This window comes from Clostridium sp. KNHs205 (genome assembly GCF_000702945.1).
Classification (GTDB): domain Bacteria; phylum Bacillota; class Clostridia; order Lachnospirales; family Lachnospiraceae; genus Anaerocolumna.
In genome coordinates, this window is the sequence record NZ_JNLE01000005.1 from 1,585,030 (window position 1) to 1,605,132 (window position 20,103).

Consider the following 20,103-nt stretch of genomic DNA (forward strand, 5'->3'; position numbering starts at 1 on the left):
TCTAGCCTTCTTTAATATACTTTTGAATATCTGGATATGTAGACTTACTGGTAAAATCACATACAATCGCCACACTATGCTTTGCCCTTGTTACTGCCACATAAAACTTTGATTGACTCTGATCCTTTAAAGTCTTTGAATGATCTTTCATCCAATCTAATATTGGTTTGGTTGGATAAATTAAAACACGTTCAAATGTCAATCCCTTAGACTCACCCATGTTTATTACACTGTAATCATTATTAACTTCTGTCCTTCTAGAATCTCTTAATTGAATAGGGTTATATTCTTTTAGATAATCATCAATATCAGACTTCTTTATCAAGAACACGCCATCATGGTTTGTAACATTACTTTGTTTTGTACCACACGGTTTATAATCTGGATAAATTAAATTTGCATAGTCACATATAATTTGATTATTTCTATAAGAGTCGCATAAAGTAGTTTTATCAATTTCACATGCGATCTTTTTGCATTCTTTTAAAATAAATTCTTCAATGTTCCCATTGTTATATTTTTTATATTTAGCCTCGTCGTGCGTATGATAGGTTACTTGCCTTGGATCTCCTACCATTAAAATGTTACTAGAACTTTCTAATAACATTTTTACGAGTTCTAAATCATACCCTGCTAAGTCCTGTATTTCATCAATAAAAATATAATCGTAAATCTTTGCTATTCGTTGGATTACAAGTCCCTCTGTTTCCTCATTACACCGAGTGGCAAACTTCGCTATTTTATCTGAATACATTTTATATTCTGATGTAAAGTAAAACTTATCAAATTCTTTTTCTTCCGAAAAATATACTGGTTGTCTATTTTTTGTGTAAAACTTTAATCCTGATCTACTGCTAACTAAAATCATTCCATTAATTTTTTTGGATGTTAGCACTGCTTGAAAAGGACGAACACCATGCTGTAATAAAAAGGAATACCAAGTCTGGATTGTTACATTTCCCGGAACACATCCATTAAGTTTTCGAAATTTTTTTCTTATTTCTTGTTCGTTTGCAATTGTAAATGTTGTAATCAAAATCGGTTCTTTTATTTCTAGTGCACGCTTAACTAAATATGTTGTTTTTCCTGAACCAGCACCAGCAATAATTAATTTATTACTCATTCTATTGCCTCCAGTACATATTCAGGAAACATAATATCATCTTCTGTTTCAAATATTTTCAACGCACACTCTGTTTTATTATGTTTCATGTATTTTCGCAAATCATCTTCCGTTGTATACGCCGTTGCAAATAACTTATTTAAGTTTTTTAACCCATTCACTTTTAACATTTTTGGCTCTAACGTATTGTAATTATAACTGCTTTCACCTATTTTTAAAGTTCCTGCATCGACATCTCTATCAAAACATATTTTTACATATGTTTTGGTTTTTTGCCCCAGATACTCTTCATATTTTTTTTCTAGAGCAGCAACATCTCCATCATTGTCTGTTACAACTACAACATTCTTTTTTAGTTTATCTGCAATATCTAAAAATCTAAGAAATGACGTCCCTACTGAAATGACTTCAATTCCATCTTGTATAGGTAATTTACCATTATTTCTATTCATATAAGCTTTTTGAATAACCAGTTCATCCGAATCACCTTCAACTAAAATGGCTTTCTTACACAAAATCAGCCTTAACGTATCATAACCCGCAACTTTACTGAAGAATTTTTGTGTATCTTTATTTATTCCAGCAAATCTTACAACATTGGTATTATCCAGCAAAATTAAGTTTTCCATACCTAGCTTATTCGCAACAAAACTATTGTGTGTCGAAATCAGCAGTTGTCTATCTGCATATTTATCAGATATACACTTTATTAGTTGATTTAGCCGTGTGTGTGAGAGATGGTTCTCCGGTTCTTCAAGTAATATTATTCCTGCATTCTGGGATGACTTTCTACACAATGCAAGTTCAGTTTTTACAACGCACTGCTCCCCTTTTCCAATATAATTAAATGGTATATCATCCATCTGTGTTACCAAACTACTCTCCCACGCATTCTTAGTAACTAATTCAACTGACAGCTCAATCTTTTTATTGGATAAACTTGTATTTTGATTTATTTTTTGATTTATTTCTTTTATGGATTCATCTTCCATAAAACTATCTCTCATCTTTCTATGTGCCTGTGCAATAGATGTAATATCTTCTGTTTCCAAATTTCCTTTAATGATTCTCGACAAATACAGATCTGTTCCACTTTGGCATCTGCAATTCGACGAATCAATAAGAGATGACTTATACGGTATACTTCTAGTCGTAATTATGTCCCTTGCAAATGTTGTCCATACAATATCATAATATTCAATTGGTAAACTCTTTACCCCATTTGACTTAACTAATGCCTCATACTCGTCCGAATATTTATCATTAAATGCAATTTTCAAATAGAATCCTTGTGCATTATTATCCTTGTCTGTATTATCATTCCCCTGTAATAACGGTGTATCATTTCCACCTAAATATATTTCGAATAAAATATATGGAAGTTCTGGTGTAACACCGCTACTTATTCCACCGATATACTCATTGACCACATCTCTATTAAATAAATATTGAGATAATTCATTCCATATGCTTTTCCCGTTTAGCATCCCCGTCAAAGAAAGGTTAATCGCTTCCAAAATGGTCGATTTTCCCGCTTCATTATCACCAACCAATATATTTAGTCCTTGATTCAAGTCCAATTCAAATGTGCCCTTATAGCACTTGAAATTAATAATTTTTATTTTGCTAATATACATAACCTTATCTCCCCATTTTTTTGCCAACATTGTTCAGTTTTTCTTCTTATATCATACAAGCACAACGTATTCATTCGATTTATGTATATGGAATTTTTTTCACACAAAAACGCTTATAGTTCTATTATATCAAATCACTTTTAAGATACAACAAAATTTTACATCCTTATGTTTATCATTCCGTTTAGCTAGGATTTATTTTAATATTTAACTTCAAAATATGGCTACATTTTTTACAGCCACTGGCTTCAATTAGTACAGCCAAATACCCATTTTGGCTATAGAAAGTGTAGCCAACAGCTATAATCCTCGAATATTTCATTCCATCAATAAATATTCTGGCTACAATCGGTACAGCCATTTTACCGATTTGGTTATAAAAAGTACTGCCAACTCGTGGTATTGGCTACAAAAAGTGTATCCATCTGAAATATTTTAGGGGTTTCAGGGGATTTTAACCCCTGACAAGATGCAATAGGACGGCGACGTCTCTATTGCGTATCTTGCCGTGGACTGACAAACTTTTTTACATCATTTCTGAGATCAACCCTAACAGAATTTCAGGGTGATATTCATCACCCTGCTACTGTGTTCGGCTCGTATCTAAAGTATCCTGTTTCTTCCCAAACCTTTTTGTCTGGACAGAAGTAACTGTATTCAGATGAGTCTTTCATCTTGATTGCATGTCCAAATTTTAAGATTCCTCTTTGTAATCCAACTCGGATATACTGAGCTTCTTTTCCCGTAGCTCTTGCAATCTCACTGATTGGAACATTTCTACCTGTGAATGGTGGTAGTTCTACTTCATATTTGACTTCTCCCATTCAATTCCTCCTTCCCTTTCTGAGATTTCTTTCAAATCCCATTTGTAGATTTATATTTTCGCTATCTCTAGCTTTTAATTTCTTATTGACGTATCACATTCTATGAATTATTATAAACATATGTTCGATGTAATTTTAGAACCAATATTTCCACTTGGGAGGTTATGCAATGGATATAGATAATATTGGAACCATTTTAAAAGATAGAATTAAAGAAATGGGAATGACACAGGAAGAATTCGCTTCAAAAACAGGGATTGGCCTTTCAAGCTTGAAAAAGTACATGTCTGGTAAGGTCTTTTATTCCATTGATACGCTGGAACTAATGGCAGAAGCCCTAGATTGCTCTTACGACTTTCTTCTTGGGAAAAGTAAAACTCCCAAACCAGAACTGCATGAAGCAAAAGAAATAACACGACTACACGATAATGCAATCGCTATACTGCAACGCTATGCAAACCAATATGATACCAACGCTAATTCTAAAAAATATTTGGATACCTTAAGCACCCTAATAGAAATGAATTTTTTAATGGAGCGTATTCAAAATTATTTGTTCATTGAATCGAATGAGAAATTGATATATGAGAAAGATGAGCCATTACCACAACCAGGCATTCATATTGGCACTTCCTACTTATCTGTTCCAGATATTGAAGATGCTTATTTACTAGGAATCGTTCGAGCATTAGCAGATGTAAAACAACAGATAAAAGAAAAAGAAGAAGGGAAATCACTTACTTCCGAGACTACACGTTATCTTGATGAATTGAGTTTCTAACTCTTTCATAATAAATATTTTTCAGAAAGGAATGAGTGATATGAGATTACCAAATGGCTATGGAGGCGTTGTAAAACTCTCTGGCAAGCGACGAAAGCCATATGCAGCAAGAGTAACTGCTGGATGGCATTTAAATGAGAAAACAGGAAAGGTGGTGCAAGAATATCAAATTCTAGGATATGGAACGACAAAGACAGAAGCATTACAAATATTAGCAAAGTACAATGATAACCCAATTGATTTATCCATAATGAAGTTGACCTTTGACGACATTTACGAAAGATGGTCAGAGGAAAAATATCCAACTGTTTCTCCATCTAATGTTAATGGATATAAAGCTACTTTTGCTCTATGTGATAGCATTGCTGAAAAAGCATTTAAAGATGTGAAATTAGACGATTTGCAAAGAGTCCTTGATACCTGCGGCAAGAATTATCCAACACTTCGCAAATTAAAGGTATTATTTAATCAGATTTATGAATATGCTCTAAAGCACGAATTAACCGTAAAAGACTATTCCGAATTTGTTGATATTCTAAAGTACAAAGACAGAAACCCTAACAAATACGATAGAGATCGTTTCACTCCTGAAGAAGTAGAAAAGGACTGGACAATGAAGGATGACAAGTATTATCAAGTTGTACTTATGCTACTGTATAATGGGTTTCGTATTTCAGAATTGCTAGAACTAAAGAAAGAAAATGTCCACCTTGATGAACAGTATTTCGATGTTATTGACAGTAAAACAGAAAATGGAATTCAAAAGTTCCTATTGCCGACAAGGTATTACCATTTTATAAGAACTGGTACAACGATTATACCGATTCCCAATACCTACTTCATACGGATGATGGTAAAAAGTTCTCCTATCGTAATTATTATGACAGTTACTTCAAACCCTTAATGACTAATTTAGGAATTGAAAAGACTCCACATTGTTGCAGACATACCTGTATCTCCATGTTAGCAGACGCTCGCATTGATCAGACCACCATCAAAAAGATTGTCGGTCACTCAGGAGCCATGACGCTAACAGAGAAAGTTTATACCCACATGAATGTGAATGAATTAATCAAGGCAATTAACATGATTTAAGAAGCCATTGTCACTTATGCGTTACTTATATTACAAAGAGGTAATTATCAAATGTCTATTTATCGCAAAAAGAAAGGATGTCTCTCAGACAGATAAATCCATCTGAAAAACATCCTATAAAATTTCTAATATTGTGTCTTTTAAGTTGCTTTCTTGTTACTTGTTTGTCGCTTATGTGTTACTTATCCAGCAAAATCAAGCACATTTCAGAGCAACCCATAACTATTGAAACCCAGTAAATAAGCCATTTACCAAGTTTCCAAAAGTCCCACATATTATCTCTTTGATAGCTGTAAGCAAACTGTAGAACCGCATGGATGCTGGATTGTTTGGGTGAAGTGTTAGTTACATGTTTGTTACCCAGAACATTTCGAGACTTCTTATTTCTCTATTCTCCTGAGAAATATTCTAATAATTCTTTATACCTATCTTGAGCCGAAAAGCAGGTGTCTATCAAATATCCTCGTTCTACTGAAAACTCCTTCAATCCTCTATAATAAAATAATTTATGTTGCTCATCAATTATGAAAGGCACTATATCATTCTTTAGACACTCCTTAAAAATAATCATACGTCCAACTCTTCCATTCCCATCCTGAAATGGATGAATGATTTCAAAATTGTAATGAAATTCGATAATATCTTCAAACGTCACTCTTTGAATTTGATTATAGTCCGTTAGTAATTTTGCCATTTCACCTTTTACTTTTGATGGTGAAATTGTTTTTTGATCTCCAATCATATTTGGTTTCTTTTTATAATCACCTACATTAAACCAGTCTTTTCTACTATCTGAAGTATTATTTTTCAATATTTTATGGAATTCTTTAATAATATCTTCTGATAATCTTTCATCTGCTATATCAATCATATAATCAAAGCATTGAAAATGATTTATCGTTTCCATAATATCATCAATTGAAGCTGTTTCTTCTTTTGCAGTCGCGATTGTATTAGTTTCGTAAATATATCTGGTCTGATCTTCTGATAACTTACTCCCTTCGATACGATTTGAATTATAAGCTAGTTTTACTTGTGTTTGATGATATAATCCACCTTTCAATCTCATTTCTTTTTCATCTCTAAGCACACGTAACAACTGTTTATCCGTAGAATTGCTCATTTCCAAAATATCTCCTGGTTGGCAATTTAGTGTTTTACAGATATCTTCAATTATTTTAATAGAAACATTCTCGTTCTTTGAGAGTTTTGCCATTGTAGTTGACGACATACCAACACGTTTCTGTAGCTCTGTCTTTGAAATATTCTTCTCTGATAGCAATTGAAATAGCTTTGTATACTGAATCGGCATACAATCACACCTCCTTTTCATTAGTATATCACATTTCTTTGCTTTTATAAAGTTATTTTGTAATCACCTTTATAAAAGCAAATATTTCAAGATATAAAAAACCTCTCAAGCAAGTACGAACTTTGTTCAAACCAACCAGAGAGTTCTGAATATTTTTGAAATGTAAAATAGTTCCAATGGAAATTTGACTATCTCTTTGATAACTTTAAATACTCATTTTAGGCTCTTTTAAGATATTTTGTTCTTTACTTGTTCCCTACCTATATCGCTTTATATTGTTCATGGTTTCTTACATCTACATATACTTAAGAGCCAAATCATTTAGCTCTGATTTTAATTTACTATCTCCAATTTTATTGCATATTGGCATAAACAGTTTTAGTGTCTCCTCCGCTTTTTCCTTACGTTCCATTTCATCCATATATTCTACGGTACGCATGTTATGAAGTCTTTCGGCAAGTTTTAATAATACTACCTCTTCCATCATTATATCATCAATATCTATGGAATTAAAATGCTTTGCCTGCATTAAGATATCTTTTACCTTATCCGTTGTTTGATGTACAATTTTTTCTTCCGATAAATTATCTTTTAACATGGCATCACAGAGCAATCCTGCTATTACTATATCTTCTTCTACTTCCATTTCTACTAAAATAATTGCTACATTTAGAGGATGCGTAATATATTCATCTCCCGAGTATCTCTTCATTCCCTCATAAGTTTCACAAGCAAATACATAGCCATTTTCTATTCTTTCAAAGCTGTAACCCAACTTTCTTTCCTTAATATCTTGGATTAGAATTTCATATAATTCTTCTTTTGTAGCGTGAATATCTGTTTGCTTCATAAACACATGATTCATAGCATAACCTCCCTTAAAATATTCTATTTGCAACTTAACCGCTCTAAGAAGTGATGGCGAAAACCCAAATTCATTTTTAAAAGACTTTGTAAATCCGCTATGAGTTTCATATCCATTATTAATTGCAACATCTATAATTTTGGCACCGTTCAATATATCATTTGATGCTTTAATCAACTTACGCTGCTTTACATAATCCATAACAGAAATACCTATATGTGATTTAAACAATCGCGAAAAATGATAAGATGAATAACTCATATTACCAGCAATGGTTTCTAAATCAATCGGTTCTGAAAGATTATTTTCAATATACATTAAGCTTTTAATAATTAATTGTTTTGTTTCCATAACCGTCACCTCTTATTTCCAAGTGTTAGTTATACTATATATCAAATAATAGTTGATTTCTTTTCCATTCTTGCTATATAAAGATTATATCATCAATTTTGTATGGCACACTATCATCCTTTGAGTATTTGCTTTTTTATAATATTAATAAGTTCTAATAGATTATAAATTTGTTACTTACTTGTTCCCTACCCGTACTCTTCTATGTTAATTTATATCGTTTTATATTTATTAACTATTTCCATATAACGTAAAAAAGCCTTACAAACGTGTTGTTTGCAAGGCTTTGAATAGATTTGTATAACATTTCCAATTATCTCTTTGAGAACTGAGGAGCACGACGTGCGGCTTTGAGACCGTACTTCTTTCTTTCCTTCATTCTTGGATCTCTTGTTAAGAATCCTGCTTTCTTTAATACAGGACGGTATTCCAGATCAGCTTTTAATAAAGCTCTGGAGATTCCGTGACGAATTGCACCAGCCTGACCGGTGAAGCCGCCTCCGTGAACGTTAACAAGGACATCAAATTTATCTACTGTATCTGTAAGAGTAAGGGGCTGACGAACGATTAACTTTAATGTCTCAAGTCCGAAATACTCTTCCATATCTCTCTTATTAATTGTCACTTTACCAGTACCGGGTACTAAATATACTCTGGCAATACTGCTTTTTCTTCTTCCGGTTCCGTAGTATTTTGCTTTAGCCAATGTTTTTTCCTCCTTTCAATCTGGATTAATATTTAATCTCTAATACTTCTGGTTTCTGAGCTGCATTGTTGTGCTCAGGTCCAGCGTATACGTGTAATTTTGTAATCATCTGTCTTCCTAAAGGTCCCTTAGGTAACATGCCTTTTATTGCAAGGCTGATAGCGTCGGTAGGCTTTTTAGCCATTAATTCCCTTAAGGTTGTCTCTCTCATACCACCTACGTAGTCGGAGTGATTGTAGTATATTTTCTGATCCAGTTTCTTACCGGTTACTTTAATCTTGTCAGCATTAACAACGATTACATTATCACCGGTGTCAATGAAAGGTGTATAAGTAGGCTTGTTCTTGCCTCTTAAGATTTTAGCGATTTCGGATGAAAGACGTCCTAAAGTATGTCCTGTTGCATCTATAACATACCATTTTCTTTCAATGGTTGATGCGCTTGCCATATAGCTTTTCATTGGAGTACCTCCTTGTTAATTTCAATCATATTCATTCATTTTAATAGTTATATATGTTAAAATACCGTACCGGGGCTTGGCTCTGGTATTCTCACGTCACATCTCCATATTATATTATATTTCACCAGGCGTGTCAATACATTTATTGCTGTATTCTATTTTTTCCAAAGTCAGACCCTGGGCCGGTGCTTTCGGTCCTGCATAGCTTCTATCCTTCTTTAAAAGGATTTCTCTGACCTCTGTGGCAGGTATAGCTCCTAAACCGACTTTTATTAATGTTCCCGCTATGATCCTGACCATGTTATACAGAAATCCATTGCCTTTTATCCGAATCGTTATTGCTTCCTCGGTACGTTCTACTTTTATATCATAAATAGTCCTGGTCGTGTCTGTCACCTGGGATCCCGTGGAACAAAAACTCTTGAAATCATGTTCCCCAATAAGATAAGAGGCTGCTTCCGTCATCAGTGCTTCCTTTAGAGGATAATATACAAAATAGGAATAAAGTCTTTCCGTTGGCACCGGAAATCTGGAGTTCATGATACGGTAGCAGTATGTCTTAGTACTAACACAGCGTCTTGGGTGGAAATCAGCATCCACCTCTTTTGACTCTCTGATCACAACATCCTCCGGTAACCTCTGATTCAGGGCATAGGATATCTTATCACCTGGTATTCTGGTGTCTGTATCAAAGATGGCTACATTTCCAAGTGCATGCACACCGGAATCCGTTCTGCTGGCTCCTATTACTGTTATAGGTTCCTTTAACAGTTCTGACAATGCTTTATTCAATACCTCTTCTATTGTTATACCATTTGGCTGTATCTGCCACCCGCAGTACTTTGTACCATCATAGGCGACTACCAACATTATTCTCTTCATAACATCCCTAACATACCACATTTTTCAAAGCGTGCGGTACTTCCATAAGTAATTCAGTATTGCAATTTAATAATTATTTCTTGAAATATTTTACCCTGTGTAACACCTATAAAACTATTTGATTTTAAGCTGCATAATCTGCCATTCCCTGAATCAGTTCTTAAAACCCGGCAGACCATTCAGTAAACCAGTAAGGTCTACATGGTTAAGTACAATTATAACCGCAAAGAATAAAACTAAAACAAGATAGGAAAATATATCACTTCCTCTGTACTTTAACGGCTTCATTTTCGTTCTGCCTTCACCGCCCCTATAGCATCTGGCTTCCATGGCCATTGCAAGATCGTTGGCCCTTCTAAATGCTGATACAAATAAGGGTACCAATAATGGAATTAAGCCTTTTGCCTTTTTCATCAGACCGCCGCTCTCAAAGTCCGCTCCTCTGGCTGTCTGCGCTTTCATAATCTTGTCCGTCTCCTCCATTAGTATGGGTATGAATCTTAAGGCAATGGACATCATCATGGATATTTCATGGACAGGTGCCTTTACCTTCTTTAAAGGGCTTAAAAGGCTCTCTAAGCCATCTGTAAGATGATTTGGTGTTGTTGTAAAGGTCATTAAGGAAGAACCCATAATAAGCAGAATTAAACGGATTGCCATGGTTACCGAAATGGTGATTCCCTGCTTCGTGATATTTATGATACCAAACCTGAAAACTGAATCTCCCTGCGTAAACAGCAGGTTAAAGATCAAAGTAAACAGCAGGATGGCAATAATAGGTTTTAGGCCTCTTAATATGAACTTTACCGGAACCTTCGATAATTTGATTACAGCAAAAAGAGCCGCTGCCGCTATCACATAGCCGATATAGGAATCGATTACAAACAGTGAGATGATGTAAACGATGGTTCCCACTAATTTCACCCTGGGATCCAGCTTATGAAGCAGCGAATCTGCCGGGTAATATTGTCCGATTGTTATGTCTCGAATCATTTTTACACCCATTGCATACCGCAGAGATACTGCGGTACTGCCACCTATTGAGGCTGGGAGATCAGCCCGTGGCATTCCTTTCTTAATTACTGATATTTTCTTTCAGTTTTTAATTCTTCCGTATTTATTACTTTAATGTGTATTCTCTCTCAGTATCTATATCTTTGTATCTATATCTTTGTATCTATATATTTTGTATCTATATTTTTTTGTATTTATATTTTTTTGTATTTATATTTTTTTGTGTCTATATCTTTTGTGTCTATATTTTTTTGTATTTATATTTTTTGTATCTATATCTTTTGTGTCTATATTTTTTTGTATTTAATTTTTTTTGTGTCTATATCTTTTGTGTCTATTTCCTTAGTCTATTAACTTATATTAGCCTCTAACTTTGATTTCTTTATACTTTCAGCATTACTTCTTTCTCTTTCAGCCTTTATTTCTTCCATTACTCTTCATGTCTATTTAAATTATTTTTATTTCTTTAACGCTTTCAGTATTTCACCTGCAGCTTCTTCCACCGTTGTAGCATCTGTTTTCACAGGAATACCTCTTCTCTTTAATTCATGCATCACATAAGTTACCTGGGGCGCTGCAAGTCCCATTGCCTCCAGTTCCTTATAATGCTCAAATACCTTGTGAGGTGTGTCGTTGAATGCTATGGCAGCTTTGTTCATTACAACCAGCCTGTCGGCATATTTAGCTACATCTTCCATGCTGTGAGACACTAGAATAATTGTTATACCACTTTCCTTATGAAGCTTATTAATCTGCTCCAGTATCTCATCCCTGCCTTTAGGATCTAAGCCTGCGGTTGGTTCATCCAAAATGAGCACTTCCGGTTTCATGGCCAATACTCCGGCTATGGCTACTCTCCTCTTTTGTCCGCCTGATAGTTCAAAGGGTGAGGCATCTATCATATCCTCTCCGAGACCTACCATCTTAATGGCTTCATATGTTCTTAGATCAATTTCTACCTGCTCCAGTCCTAAATTCTTCGGCCCAAAACTTACGTCCTTATAAACTGTTGTCTCAAAAAGCTGGTGCTCAGGATATTGAAATACCAGTCCCACTTTACTCCTTAAGTATTTCATACTGTAATCTTTTTCATAAATATCCTGACCGTTGAAATATATTTTACCTGCTGTGGCTTTTAAAAGTCCATTTAAATGCTGTATCAGCGTAGATTTACCAGAACCTGTATGTCCGATTAATCCAATAAATTCACCATCATTTATAACCAGGTTGACATCCTTTAGCGCCTGCTTTTCATATGCTGTCTGAGGGCTGTACACATATTGTAAATTATCTATTATTATTGGCATAACTACCTCTTTTCTGCGTCTGTACAGGGTTAATTCTTTGGAAGGGCCGTTAATACCTTAACCAGCTCTTCTACTGTTAGTATACCTTCCGGCACTGCAAGACCCTTTTTCCTAAGTTCATGGCTTAATTCAGTCACCTGGGGCACATCCAACCGGTATTTCTTTAATTCTTCTACCTCTTTAAAGATCTCTCTTGGTGTGCCTTCCATTACAACTTTGCCTTTATCCATTACAAAGACTTTATCGGCATTGATAACTTCTTCCATATAGTGTGTTATCAGAATTACAGTTACCTTTTCCTTCTTATTCAATTCCATTACAGTTTCAATAACTTCCTTGCGTCCCATGGGATCCAGCATGGCTGTAGGCTCATCCAGAACAATACATTGGGGTTTCATAGCCATGACACCTGCAATTGCAACCCTCTGTTTCTGTCCCCCTGACAGCTTATTAGGCGAATGCTTTCGATAATCCAGCATACCAACTGCTTTCAGACTCTTCTCAACTCGTTCCCAAATCTCATCTGTAGGTACACCAAGATTCTCTGCTCCAAAACCAACATCCTCTTCTACAACGGTACCGATAATCTGGTTATCCGGATTCTGAAATACCATACCAGCATTTTGTCTGATATCCCAAAGCTGTTCCTCTTCCCTTGTATTAATACCTCCTACCCACATGACGCCTTCTGTTGGTGTGAGAATAGCATTAATATGCTTTGCAAGAGTGGATTTGCCAGACCCGTTATGTCCCAGGATAGCTACAAAATCGCCTTCTTTTATTCCTAAATTTACGTTGTCAACGGCTCGGTTTATAGACTCAACTTCACCTTCATCATTTCGTCTGATATATTCAAAAACCAAACCTTCTGTTTTAACCATTTCCATAATAACCTCTTTCCTGAATCTCCAATCTTTGTTCTTCGATTGAATATTCGTTAAGCGTAATTAAAACATTCTTTATAAATTATATTCATTCCCTGTAATTCGAAAACTTTCTTATGATATCGCTTAATTAGACAAATCAATAAGTCTCTTCTTCTATCTATAATTTTATCTTTACTTTCTTAATTAAAAGATGTTTGCAATATTCATTATACTTTTGGAGTAACTCCTGAATTATAATGCCTGATATTAATTCTATCAGCCATAGGAATCACCTTATATTCCAGAAACCTTATGGTTTCATCAATCTACAAGCCTAAAATACCTTTTATATATTAATTTTTTCTCCAGAAGACCTAAAATATCTTTTTCATATTAATCTTCTTTTATAGAAGAACTAAAACATCTTTCTCCTATTAATGTTTTTTTACCAGAAGAGCTAAAACATCTTTTTGATATTAATATTCTTTTAACTAGAAGATCCAAAACCTCTTCTCCCTATTAACGTTCTTTTAACTAGAAGATTCAAAACCTCTTCTCCTTATTAACGCTCTTTTTACTAGAAGAACCAAAACCTCTTCATTAACGTTCTTCTTACTAGAAAACGAAACATCTTTTTCATATATTAATGTTCTTATTATGTAGTCATTTATAGTAGTTTAACCTCATCTATGACTTTTTCTTATTTTCCTTCTTTCACAGCTGTCATTACTACTGTCAATACTTTTTACATTGTAAATTATTATTCCCACATTTGCAACGTATTTTTCATACAGCTATTTCATAAAATTAAGTTGTATACACTAATGTTAATTTTATTGTAAGATTTGTTCGATTTGTAGTTCTTGTTTAACATTTCCAGTTATGTTACAATGGTAAACGTACTTTACAAATAAATTGAAGATGAAATGAGGATTATATGGAAGACTTTAAGCAAAATGAGGAAGGCTTAGATACTTCCTCCGAAAAAGATAGTAATAATGGCGATAATAATAACGGGAAATTTTCAGTAAAAAAAGAAATCCTTAGTTGGATTGTACTTATTTTCTGTGCCTTAGCTCTATCTTTTGTGTTAAACCGGTATGTTGTTGTCAGTGCAGAAGTACCTACCGGTTCCATGGAAAACACCATTAAAGTTGGTGACCGTATTATAGCATTTAGGTTAGCTTATACCTTTGGCGAACCCAAACGCGGTGATATCATAGTATTTGATTTTCCCGACGATGAGACTCAGCAGTATCTTAAGCGTATAATTGGTCTGCCAGGTGAAACAATTGATATTAAAGACGGAAAGGTCTATATCAACGGCAGTACTACTCCCTTAGAGGAGAATTACTTAAAGGAAACACCTGTCGGTGACTATGGTCCTTATACAGTCCCCGAGGATTCCTATTTTCTTATGGGCGATAACCGCAATGATTCCCTGGATTCCAGATTCTGGGAGAATACCTTTGCCACCAAAGACGAAATTATTGGAAAAGCGGAGTTCCGTTATTATCCTGTACCTAAAATACTTAAATAGAGGAATTATCACATTAACAGCTATCACAAAAGGCAGAAGCAACTTAACTACATTAAGTTGCTTCTGCCTTTTTCTATTGTCAGTGTTATGCTTAAACTAACTCGATGAGAACTTCCATCGCTGCATCACCCTTACGCTGGCCAATCTTGATGATTCTTGTATAGCCACCGTTACGGTTTACATACTTAGGAGCAATTTCCTCGAAAAGTTTGTCTGTCACATCTACAGTCTTAGTATTTCTCTTTCTACCAGCTGCTTCTGTGGGAACTTCTTTTACTGTGTACAGCTGCTTTAACATCTGTCTTCTGGCATGAAGACGGGATGCGCTGTCTTTGGTGATAGTTTTGTCAACTTCATCAAATACAGTAACTTTCTTTCCATTTATAACTTCTTTAACAGTTTTACCTTCTTTATCTTTACGGGCAACTTTAGCTTTTACTGTAACTGTTTCGAAATTATCTTTCTCTTTTACAGCTAATGCGATAATGCTCTCAGCAATTTTACGAATTTCTTTTGCTTTGGCTTCAGTTGTCCTGATCTTGCCGTGATATAACAGGCTGGTAACCTGACTTCTCAGCAATGCCTTTCTCTGATCGGATGTTCTTCCAAGTTTTCTATAGGCTGCCATTTGTTTCCCTCCTTTATCTTAATACCTACTCATCACTTACATTAAGTGATAAGCCAAGCTCTTTCAGTTTTGCAAGCACTTCCTCTAAGGACTTACGACCAAGGTTTCTTACCTTCATCATATCTTCAGAAGTTTTATTCGTTAATTCTTCTACCGTATTAATGCCGGCTCTCTTAAGACAATTATAAGAGCGAACGGATAACTCCAGTTCGTCGATATTCATTTCAAGAACTTTCTCTTTCTCATTATCTTCTTTTTCAACCATGATCTCTGCAGTCTTGGCATTTTCAGATAAATCGATAAATGAGTTCAGATGCTCGCTCAGAACCTTGGCAGCTAAGCTGACAGCTTCATCGGGAGCTAAAGTTCCATTTGTAAATACATCAAGTGTAAGCTTATCAAAGTCAGTAATCTGTCCAACACGGGTATTCTCAACGCTTAAGTTAACACGCTCAACAGGAGTGTAGATGGAATCAATGGGGATTACACCGATAGGCAGATCGTCATTTTTGTTCTTATCTGCACTGATATATCCTCTACCTTTTGTTATGGTAATTTCCATATACAGCTTGCTGTCATTGCCACCATTCAGAGTTGCAAGCACCAGCTCAGGATTTAACACTTCAATATCGGGATCAGCCTGAATATCTCCTGCTGTTACGATACCTTCTCCTTCGAATTCAATGTATGCCGTTTTAGGCTCATTTGTCTCACTGGTATTTTTGATTGCAAGGCTTTTTAAGTTCATGATGATTTCAGTAACGTCTTCTTTTACACCTGGAATTGCACTGAACTCGTGAACTACACCATCAATCTTAACTTGACTTACTGCAGCTCCGGGTAAGGATGAAAGCATAATTCTACGTAAAGAATTGCCCAAGGTTGTACCGTATCCTCGTTCCAAAGGTTCTACTACAAAACGTCCAAATTTTTTATCTTCAGAAATTTCTGCAATTTCAATTTTTGGTTTCTCAAAATCAAACACAATAGGACCCTCCTTTTGGGTTATTATGATACGATTAATGATTACTTAGAATACAACTCGACGATAAGCACTTCATTTACCGGAACATCAATTTGATCTCTTGAAGGCAGTTCTTTTACAGTTCCTTTAAGGGACTCATGATCTGCTTCAAGCCATGCTGGAACAAGTCTGCCAGCTGTTACTTCTAAAACATCTTTGTATCTCTGAGCGCTCTTGAATTTCTCTTTGATTTCAATAACGTCTCCTGCTTTTACTGAATAGGAAGGAATGTTGATGCACTTGCCGTTAACTAAAACGTGCTTATGGTCAACAATCTGTCTTGCTTCGCTTCTGGTTCTACCAAAGCCTAAACGGAAAACTACGTTATCCAGTCTGAGCTCAAGAAGAATCATCAGGTTCTCACCGGTAGTACCGATTTTCATTTTCTTTGCTTTATCAAAGTTATTTCTGAAAGGTTTCTCCAGAACGCCATAGATAAACTTAGCTTTCTGTTTTTCCCTTAACTGTGTACCGTATTCACTAACTTTTTTTCCTGCTCTGGAAGAAGTTCTGTTGGACTTCTTATCAATTCCTAAAACAGACGGTTCAAGTCCGAGTGTTCTACATTTTTTTAATACAGGACCCATGTCTCTTGCCATTGTTACTTACCTCCTCTATTAGACTCTTCTGCGTTTAGGTGGTCTACAGCCGTTATGAGGAACCGGTGTGACATCCTTAATACTTGTTACTTCAATGCCGCAAGCCTGAAGTGCACGAATTGCTGCTTCTCTTCCTGATCCGGGACCTTTAACCATTACGTCAACTGTTTTTAAACCATGAACTAAAGCTGCCTTTGCTGCTGTTTCAGCTGCCATCTGTGCTGCATAGGGAGTTGACTTTCTGGAACCTCTAAAGCCTAAACCACCGGCACTGGCCCATGAAAGAGCGTTGCCTTCTGCATCTGTCAGAGTAACAATTGTATTGTTAAAAGATGACTGGATATGTGCCTGTCCACGATCAACGTTTTTCTTAACACGTTTCTTAGTCACTTTTTTTGCTATTTTCTTAGCCATTTAACAAACCCTCCTGTTGGATTTTAATTACCTTATTCCGTGACTATTCAGCCACTGCGGTTCTTACGAGCGGTTTATACCTTTGCTGTTATACAGCAAATGCATACCTTGCCGTTACAGAACTTGAAATTCTATGAATTTCTCGTAGTAACTGGATAATATTATTTCTTCTTATTAGCAACTGTACGCTTAGGACCTTTTCTTGTTCTAGCGTTAGTCTTAGTCTTCTGTCCACGAACAGGAAGGCCTTTTCTATGACGAATTCCTCTGTAGCATCCAATTTCCTGAAGTCTCTTGATATTAAGAGCGATCTCTCTACGTAAATCACCTTCAACTGTCTGAGTTGCATCAATAATATCACGAATTCTGCCAACTTCTTCGTCTGTTAAATCTCTAACGCGTGTGTCAGGATTAACATTTGCTTCTTTTAAAATACGGTTAGAACTTACTCTGCCGATACCATAAACATAAGTAAGACCGATTTCTACACGTTTCTCTCTTGGTAAATCTACACCACTGATACGAGCCATGTGCGTATTACACCTCCGTTGTTTTTTAAGGTTGCTCCGGTAGGATGAAAAAAGTATCATATAACAGAATCTCTGAAATATGGTGAAATGCATACCCGTTCCTAATATCCCTGGAAGCTGATTTTGTAACATTTTCAATAATAAAATGATATTTTGCAATGAACAACACCACCTGGTGTTTCATTGCGCAGCCGCTTTAAATTGTGACAGACTAACCCTAAGGTTAATCCGCTGAAACCCCATAGATTTCAAGATAAACCATTTTGATTTACCCACAATATCACAATTGCAAAAAAGCAGATTGTAACACAGAAAGCAAGAACTATATATTGTCGTTTACATGAAAACCTATCAGATAAGCTTCCGGATAAATCTTAACCGGTATTCCTGAGAATTAACGGTTATACTTCACAGTTTGATATATCAAAGATACCCTCTGATGAATTATCCTGTAAACGCCTTATATAAAACAGTTATGCCGCATTCGCGGCCCCTAACTGATTATTAGCCTTGTCTTTGTTTGTGTCTGGGATTCTCGCAGATTACTCTGATACTTCCCTTTCTCTTTATAATCTTGCACTTTTCGCAGATGGGTTTTACTGATGACCTTACCTTCACAGTAATTCACTCCTTTCAAAAAAAGTCCGTCTATCATTATAACAAATGACAGAAGAAAAATCAAGTAAATTTTAGTATTTTATTTATCTCTCCAGATAATCCTTCCTTTGGTTAAATCATAGGGAGATAATTCTAAAGTTACTTTGTCGCCGGGTACGATTTTAATAAAGTTCATACGTAGTTTTCCGCTGATGTGAGCAAGTACACGATGGCCATTTTCCAGTTCTACCTGGAACATGGCATTGGGTAATTTCTCAATAACGGTTCCTTCAATTTCAACTACATCTGATTTGGACATTAAGTCACCTCCATAAATTTGAAGAAATACAACAGATTACCAGGGTACAACCCCTTTATATATCTTACTGTAAGTTTTAATTGCTCTTTTGATATCTTCATTCCGGGTTATTATGTTTTGATCATTGATGCATGGAAGGAGATTTTCAGTTCCTTCAATGCACTTAATATGCTTTTTGTTTTTTTTCTTCGGGTTTTTTATGTTTCTGGCAATACCATCCACTAAATATACATATTCATCGTCAGTGCTGCATATGACATAGCATTTGCCTATATCATGTCCTGCGGTGGATATTGCACCTCTGCCAATCATATAATCCACTTTTACGGCTCCGTTATTCCTGCTTTATTTTAAAGAGAATATTTCCGGCTCACCCTCTGTTATCAGAATGGTGTTCTCATAATGCGCCGACAGGGATCTGTCTTCCGTTACAACTGTCCAGTCATCACTTTCCCAGTAAACTTCAGGCCGTCCTGCATTTACCATAGGTTCTATGGCGAAGGTCATTCCCGGCTCCAGCCTGATTCCTCTTCTTTTCTGTGCAAAGTTTGGAATCTGCGGGTCTTCATGGAGCTTAGTACCGATGCCGTGTCCTACAAGGTCTCTAACAACCGAAAACCCAAAAGACTCCACATAGTTTTGAATCGCAGAGGATATATCATTTAAATGATTGCCAGCTTTTGCATATTTAATCCCCTCAAAAAAACTTTGTTGGGTTACCCGTATGAGTTCTTTTGCATCTTCCGTAATTTCACCCACTGCCCAGGTTCTGGCGGCATCCGAATGATATCCTTTATATATCACACCTGCATCCAAGCTTACAATATCTCCATTGTTTAATATTCTTCCCTTGGAGGGGATTCCATGAACCACCTGCTCATTTACGGAAACACAGACAGATGCAGGATAACCATTATAATTAAGAAAGGAGGCAATACAGCCATAACCTTTAATTAATTCCCTGGTTTTTTTGTCAATATCCAGAGTTGTGATTCCCGGTTGAATGAACTCCTTCAGCTCTTCATGAACAGCTGCCAGAATCTTTCCCGCTTCACGCATTAATTCTATTTCTCTCTCTGATTTTATTGTAACTGACATAATATCACTCCCTGCATCTGTTCTATAATTTAATAAGCTGAATAAATTAAATATTGGCTTTTCCGCTCCAGGTATAATAATACTTTCATATACAGCATCTTATTCCCTGAAACTAAGAAAAAGAAATCTAA

At 35.5% G+C, this 20,103-nt stretch carries 23 protein-coding genes; 3 read left to right on the forward strand and 20 right to left on the reverse strand.

Going from position 1 to position 20,103, the window contains the following annotated elements:
- Position 1: 1 nt before the first annotated feature.
- The 3 genes from BR73_RS0126265 to BR73_RS0126275 form a co-directional block, all read right to left on the reverse strand.
- Positions 2-1,123 (reverse strand): UvrD-helicase domain-containing protein, encoded by a 1,122-nt coding sequence (locus BR73_RS0126265; protein WP_033168692.1) that lies wholly within the window; start codon positions 1,121-1,123, stop codon positions 2-4.
- On the reverse strand, positions 1,120-2,760 hold the full coding sequence (locus BR73_RS0126270; RefSeq protein ID WP_033168999.1) for an AAA family ATPase: 1,641 nt from the start codon (positions 2,758-2,760) through the stop codon (positions 1,120-1,122). Before BR73_RS0126270 ends, BR73_RS0126265 begins: the two co-directional genes overlap by 4 nt.
- 575 nt (positions 2,761-3,335) lie before the next feature.
- Entirely contained in the window at positions 3,336-3,584 is a 249-nt protein-coding gene (locus BR73_RS0126275) for a hypothetical protein (protein ID WP_033168693.1), read from the reverse strand.
- Between the two features lie 169 nt (positions 3,585-3,753).
- On the opposite strand from BR73_RS0126275, the gene BR73_RS28035 reads away from it, so the two are divergent.
- Positions 3,754-4,365: a helix-turn-helix transcriptional regulator gene (locus BR73_RS28035; RefSeq protein WP_051685604.1), complete on the forward strand. Its 612-nt coding sequence runs from the start codon at positions 3,754-3,756 to the stop codon at positions 4,363-4,365.
- 771 nt (positions 4,366-5,136) lie between these two features.
- Complete coding sequence (locus BR73_RS29545; RefSeq protein WP_242860769.1) at positions 5,137-5,460, forward strand: tyrosine-type recombinase/integrase; 324 nt, start codon at positions 5,137-5,139, stop codon at positions 5,458-5,460.
- A 388-nt stretch (positions 5,461-5,848) separates the two neighbouring features.
- Here BR73_RS29545 and BR73_RS0126290 read toward each other — a convergent pair whose 3' ends face one another.
- The 8 genes from BR73_RS0126290 to BR73_RS0126325 all read right to left on the reverse strand — a co-directional run bounded on the left by BR73_RS0126290 (position 5,849) and on the right by BR73_RS0126325 (position 13,244).
- On the reverse strand, positions 5,849-6,772 hold the full coding sequence (locus BR73_RS0126290; protein WP_081848888.1) for a helix-turn-helix domain-containing protein: 924 nt from the start codon (positions 6,770-6,772) through the stop codon (positions 5,849-5,851).
- Between the two features lie 295 nt (positions 6,773-7,067).
- Entirely contained in the window at positions 7,068-7,988 is a 921-nt protein-coding gene (locus tag BR73_RS0126295) for an AraC family transcriptional regulator (RefSeq protein ID WP_033168694.1), read from the reverse strand.
- A gap of 313 nt (positions 7,989-8,301) precedes the next feature.
- A complete protein-coding gene (rpsI, locus tag BR73_RS0126300; RefSeq protein WP_033168695.1) occupies positions 8,302-8,694 on the reverse strand; it encodes a 30S ribosomal protein S9 in 393 nt (130 codons plus the stop codon).
- Positions 8,695-8,719: 25 nt separating this feature from the next.
- Entirely contained in the window at positions 8,720-9,154 is a 435-nt protein-coding gene (gene rplM, locus BR73_RS0126305; RefSeq protein WP_033168696.1) for a 50S ribosomal protein L13, read from the reverse strand.
- A 114-nt stretch (positions 9,155-9,268) separates the two neighbouring features.
- Positions 9,269-10,036 carry a tRNA pseudouridine(38-40) synthase TruA gene (gene truA, locus BR73_RS0126310; protein WP_033169002.1) on the reverse strand — a complete coding sequence of 256 codons (768 nt, stop codon included), beginning with the start codon at positions 10,034-10,036 and terminating at the stop codon, positions 9,269-9,271.
- A gap of 153 nt (positions 10,037-10,189) precedes the next feature.
- Positions 10,190-11,029 (reverse strand): energy-coupling factor transporter transmembrane component T, encoded by an 840-nt coding sequence (locus tag BR73_RS0126315; protein WP_051685626.1) that lies wholly within the window; start codon positions 11,027-11,029, stop codon positions 10,190-10,192.
- A gap of 479 nt (positions 11,030-11,508) precedes the next feature.
- On the reverse strand, positions 11,509-12,357 hold the full coding sequence (locus BR73_RS0126320; protein ID WP_033168697.1) for an energy-coupling factor transporter ATPase: 849 nt from the start codon (positions 12,355-12,357) through the stop codon (positions 11,509-11,511).
- Between the two features lie 29 nt (positions 12,358-12,386).
- Positions 12,387-13,244 carry an energy-coupling factor transporter ATPase gene (locus BR73_RS0126325; RefSeq protein WP_033168698.1) on the reverse strand — a complete coding sequence of 286 codons (858 nt, stop codon included), beginning with the start codon at positions 13,242-13,244 and terminating at the stop codon, positions 12,387-12,389.
- A 916-nt stretch (positions 13,245-14,160) separates the two neighbouring features.
- Here BR73_RS0126325 and lepB point away from each other — a divergent pair.
- Positions 14,161-14,763: a signal peptidase I gene (gene lepB / locus BR73_RS0126330; protein ID WP_033168699.1), complete on the forward strand. Its 603-nt coding sequence runs from the start codon at positions 14,161-14,163 to the stop codon at positions 14,761-14,763.
- Positions 14,764-14,854: 91 nt separating this feature from the next.
- Here lepB and BR73_RS0126335 read toward each other — a convergent pair whose 3' ends face one another.
- The 9 genes from BR73_RS0126335 to map all read right to left on the reverse strand — a co-directional run bounded on the left by BR73_RS0126335 (position 14,855) and on the right by map (position 19,972).
- Positions 14,855-15,391, reverse strand: coding sequence for a L17 family ribosomal protein (locus BR73_RS0126335; RefSeq protein ID WP_033168700.1), 537 nt, complete (start codon positions 15,389-15,391; stop codon positions 14,855-14,857).
- 25 nt (positions 15,392-15,416) lie between these two features.
- Complete coding sequence (locus BR73_RS0126340) at positions 15,417-16,376, reverse strand: DNA-directed RNA polymerase subunit alpha (RefSeq protein ID WP_033168701.1); 960 nt, start codon at positions 16,374-16,376, stop codon at positions 15,417-15,419.
- A gap of 41 nt (positions 16,377-16,417) precedes the next feature.
- The gene (gene rpsD / locus BR73_RS0126345; protein ID WP_033168702.1) at positions 16,418-17,014 is read right to left on the reverse strand and encodes a 30S ribosomal protein S4; all 597 of its coding nucleotides are present in this window, start codon (positions 17,012-17,014) and stop codon (positions 16,418-16,420) included.
- 18 nt (positions 17,015-17,032) lie between these two features.
- On the reverse strand, positions 17,033-17,428 hold the full coding sequence (gene rpsK / locus BR73_RS0126350) for a 30S ribosomal protein S11 (protein WP_033168703.1): 396 nt from the start codon (positions 17,426-17,428) through the stop codon (positions 17,033-17,035).
- A gap of 161 nt (positions 17,429-17,589) precedes the next feature.
- Positions 17,590-17,958, reverse strand: a complete 369-nt coding sequence (gene rpsM, locus BR73_RS0126355; RefSeq protein WP_033168704.1) for a 30S ribosomal protein S13 — start codon at positions 17,956-17,958, stop codon at positions 17,590-17,592.
- Positions 17,959-18,462: 504 nt separating this feature from the next.
- A complete protein-coding gene (gene rpmJ / locus BR73_RS28535) occupies positions 18,463-18,576 on the reverse strand; it encodes a 50S ribosomal protein L36 (RefSeq protein WP_073285411.1) in 114 nt (37 codons plus the stop codon).
- Between the two features lie 79 nt (positions 18,577-18,655).
- Positions 18,656-18,874, reverse strand: coding sequence for a translation initiation factor IF-1 (gene infA, locus BR73_RS0126360; protein ID WP_033168705.1), 219 nt, complete (start codon positions 18,872-18,874; stop codon positions 18,656-18,658).
- A 36-nt stretch (positions 18,875-18,910) separates the two neighbouring features.
- A complete protein-coding gene (locus tag BR73_RS0126365; RefSeq protein WP_156034965.1) occupies positions 18,911-19,195 on the reverse strand; it encodes a 50S ribosomal protein L14 in 285 nt (94 codons plus the stop codon).
- A 24-nt stretch (positions 19,196-19,219) separates the two neighbouring features.
- Entirely contained in the window at positions 19,220-19,972 is a 753-nt protein-coding gene (gene map, locus BR73_RS0126370) for a type I methionyl aminopeptidase (protein ID WP_033168707.1), read from the reverse strand.
- Positions 19,973-20,103 lie beyond the last annotated feature (131 nt).

Bases quoted from the DNA above. Each gene is read 5' to 3' on its own strand.
- BR73_RS0126265 (WP_033168692.1), bottom strand. From the start codon at position 1,123: ATGAGTAATAAATTAATTATTGCTGGTGCTGGTTCAGGAAAAACAACA.
- BR73_RS0126270 (WP_033168999.1), bottom strand. From the start codon at position 2,760: ATGTATATTAGCAAAATAAAAATTATTAATTTCAAGTGCTATAAGGGC.
- BR73_RS0126275 (WP_033168693.1), bottom strand. From the start codon at position 3,584: ATGGGAGAAGTCAAATATGAAGTAGAACTACCACCATTCACAGGTAGA.
- BR73_RS28035 (WP_051685604.1), top strand. From the start codon at position 3,754: ATGGATATAGATAATATTGGAACCATTTTAAAAGATAGAATTAAAGAA.
- BR73_RS0126290 (WP_081848888.1), bottom strand. From the start codon at position 6,772: ATGCCGATTCAGTATACAAAGCTATTTCAATTGCTATCAGAGAAGAAT.
- BR73_RS0126295 (WP_033168694.1), bottom strand. From the start codon at position 7,988: ATGGAAACAAAACAATTAATTATTAAAAGCTTAATGTATATTGAAAAT.
- rplM (WP_033168696.1), bottom strand. From the start codon at position 9,154: ATGAAAAGCTATATGGCAAGCGCATCAACCATTGAAAGAAAATGGTAT.
- truA (WP_033169002.1), bottom strand. From the start codon at position 10,036: ATGAAGAGAATAATGTTGGTAGTCGCCTATGATGGTACAAAGTACTGC.
- BR73_RS0126315 (WP_051685626.1), bottom strand. From the start codon at position 11,029: ATGATTCGAGACATAACAATCGGACAATATTACCCGGCAGATTCGCTG.
- BR73_RS0126320 (WP_033168697.1), bottom strand. From the start codon at position 12,357: ATGCCAATAATAATAGATAATTTACAATATGTGTACAGCCCTCAGACA.
- BR73_RS0126325 (WP_033168698.1), bottom strand. From the start codon at position 13,244: ATGGAAATGGTTAAAACAGAAGGTTTGGTTTTTGAATATATCAGACGA.
- lepB (WP_033168699.1), top strand. From the start codon at position 14,161: ATGGAAGACTTTAAGCAAAATGAGGAAGGCTTAGATACTTCCTCCGAA.
- BR73_RS0126335 (WP_033168700.1), bottom strand. From the start codon at position 15,391: ATGGCAGCCTATAGAAAACTTGGAAGAACATCCGATCAGAGAAAGGCA.
- rpsD (WP_033168702.1), bottom strand. From the start codon at position 17,014: ATGGCAAGAGACATGGGTCCTGTATTAAAAAAATGTAGAACACTCGGA.
- rpsK (WP_033168703.1), bottom strand. From the start codon at position 17,428: ATGGCTAAGAAAATAGCAAAAAAAGTGACTAAGAAACGTGTTAAGAAA.
- rpsM (WP_033168704.1), bottom strand. From the start codon at position 17,958: ATGGCTCGTATCAGTGGTGTAGATTTACCAAGAGAGAAACGTGTAGAA.
- infA (WP_033168705.1), bottom strand. From the start codon at position 18,874: ATGTCCAAATCAGATGTAGTTGAAATTGAAGGAACCGTTATTGAGAAA.
- map (WP_033168707.1), bottom strand. From the start codon at position 19,972: ATGTCAGTTACAATAAAATCAGAGAGAGAAATAGAATTAATGCGTGAA.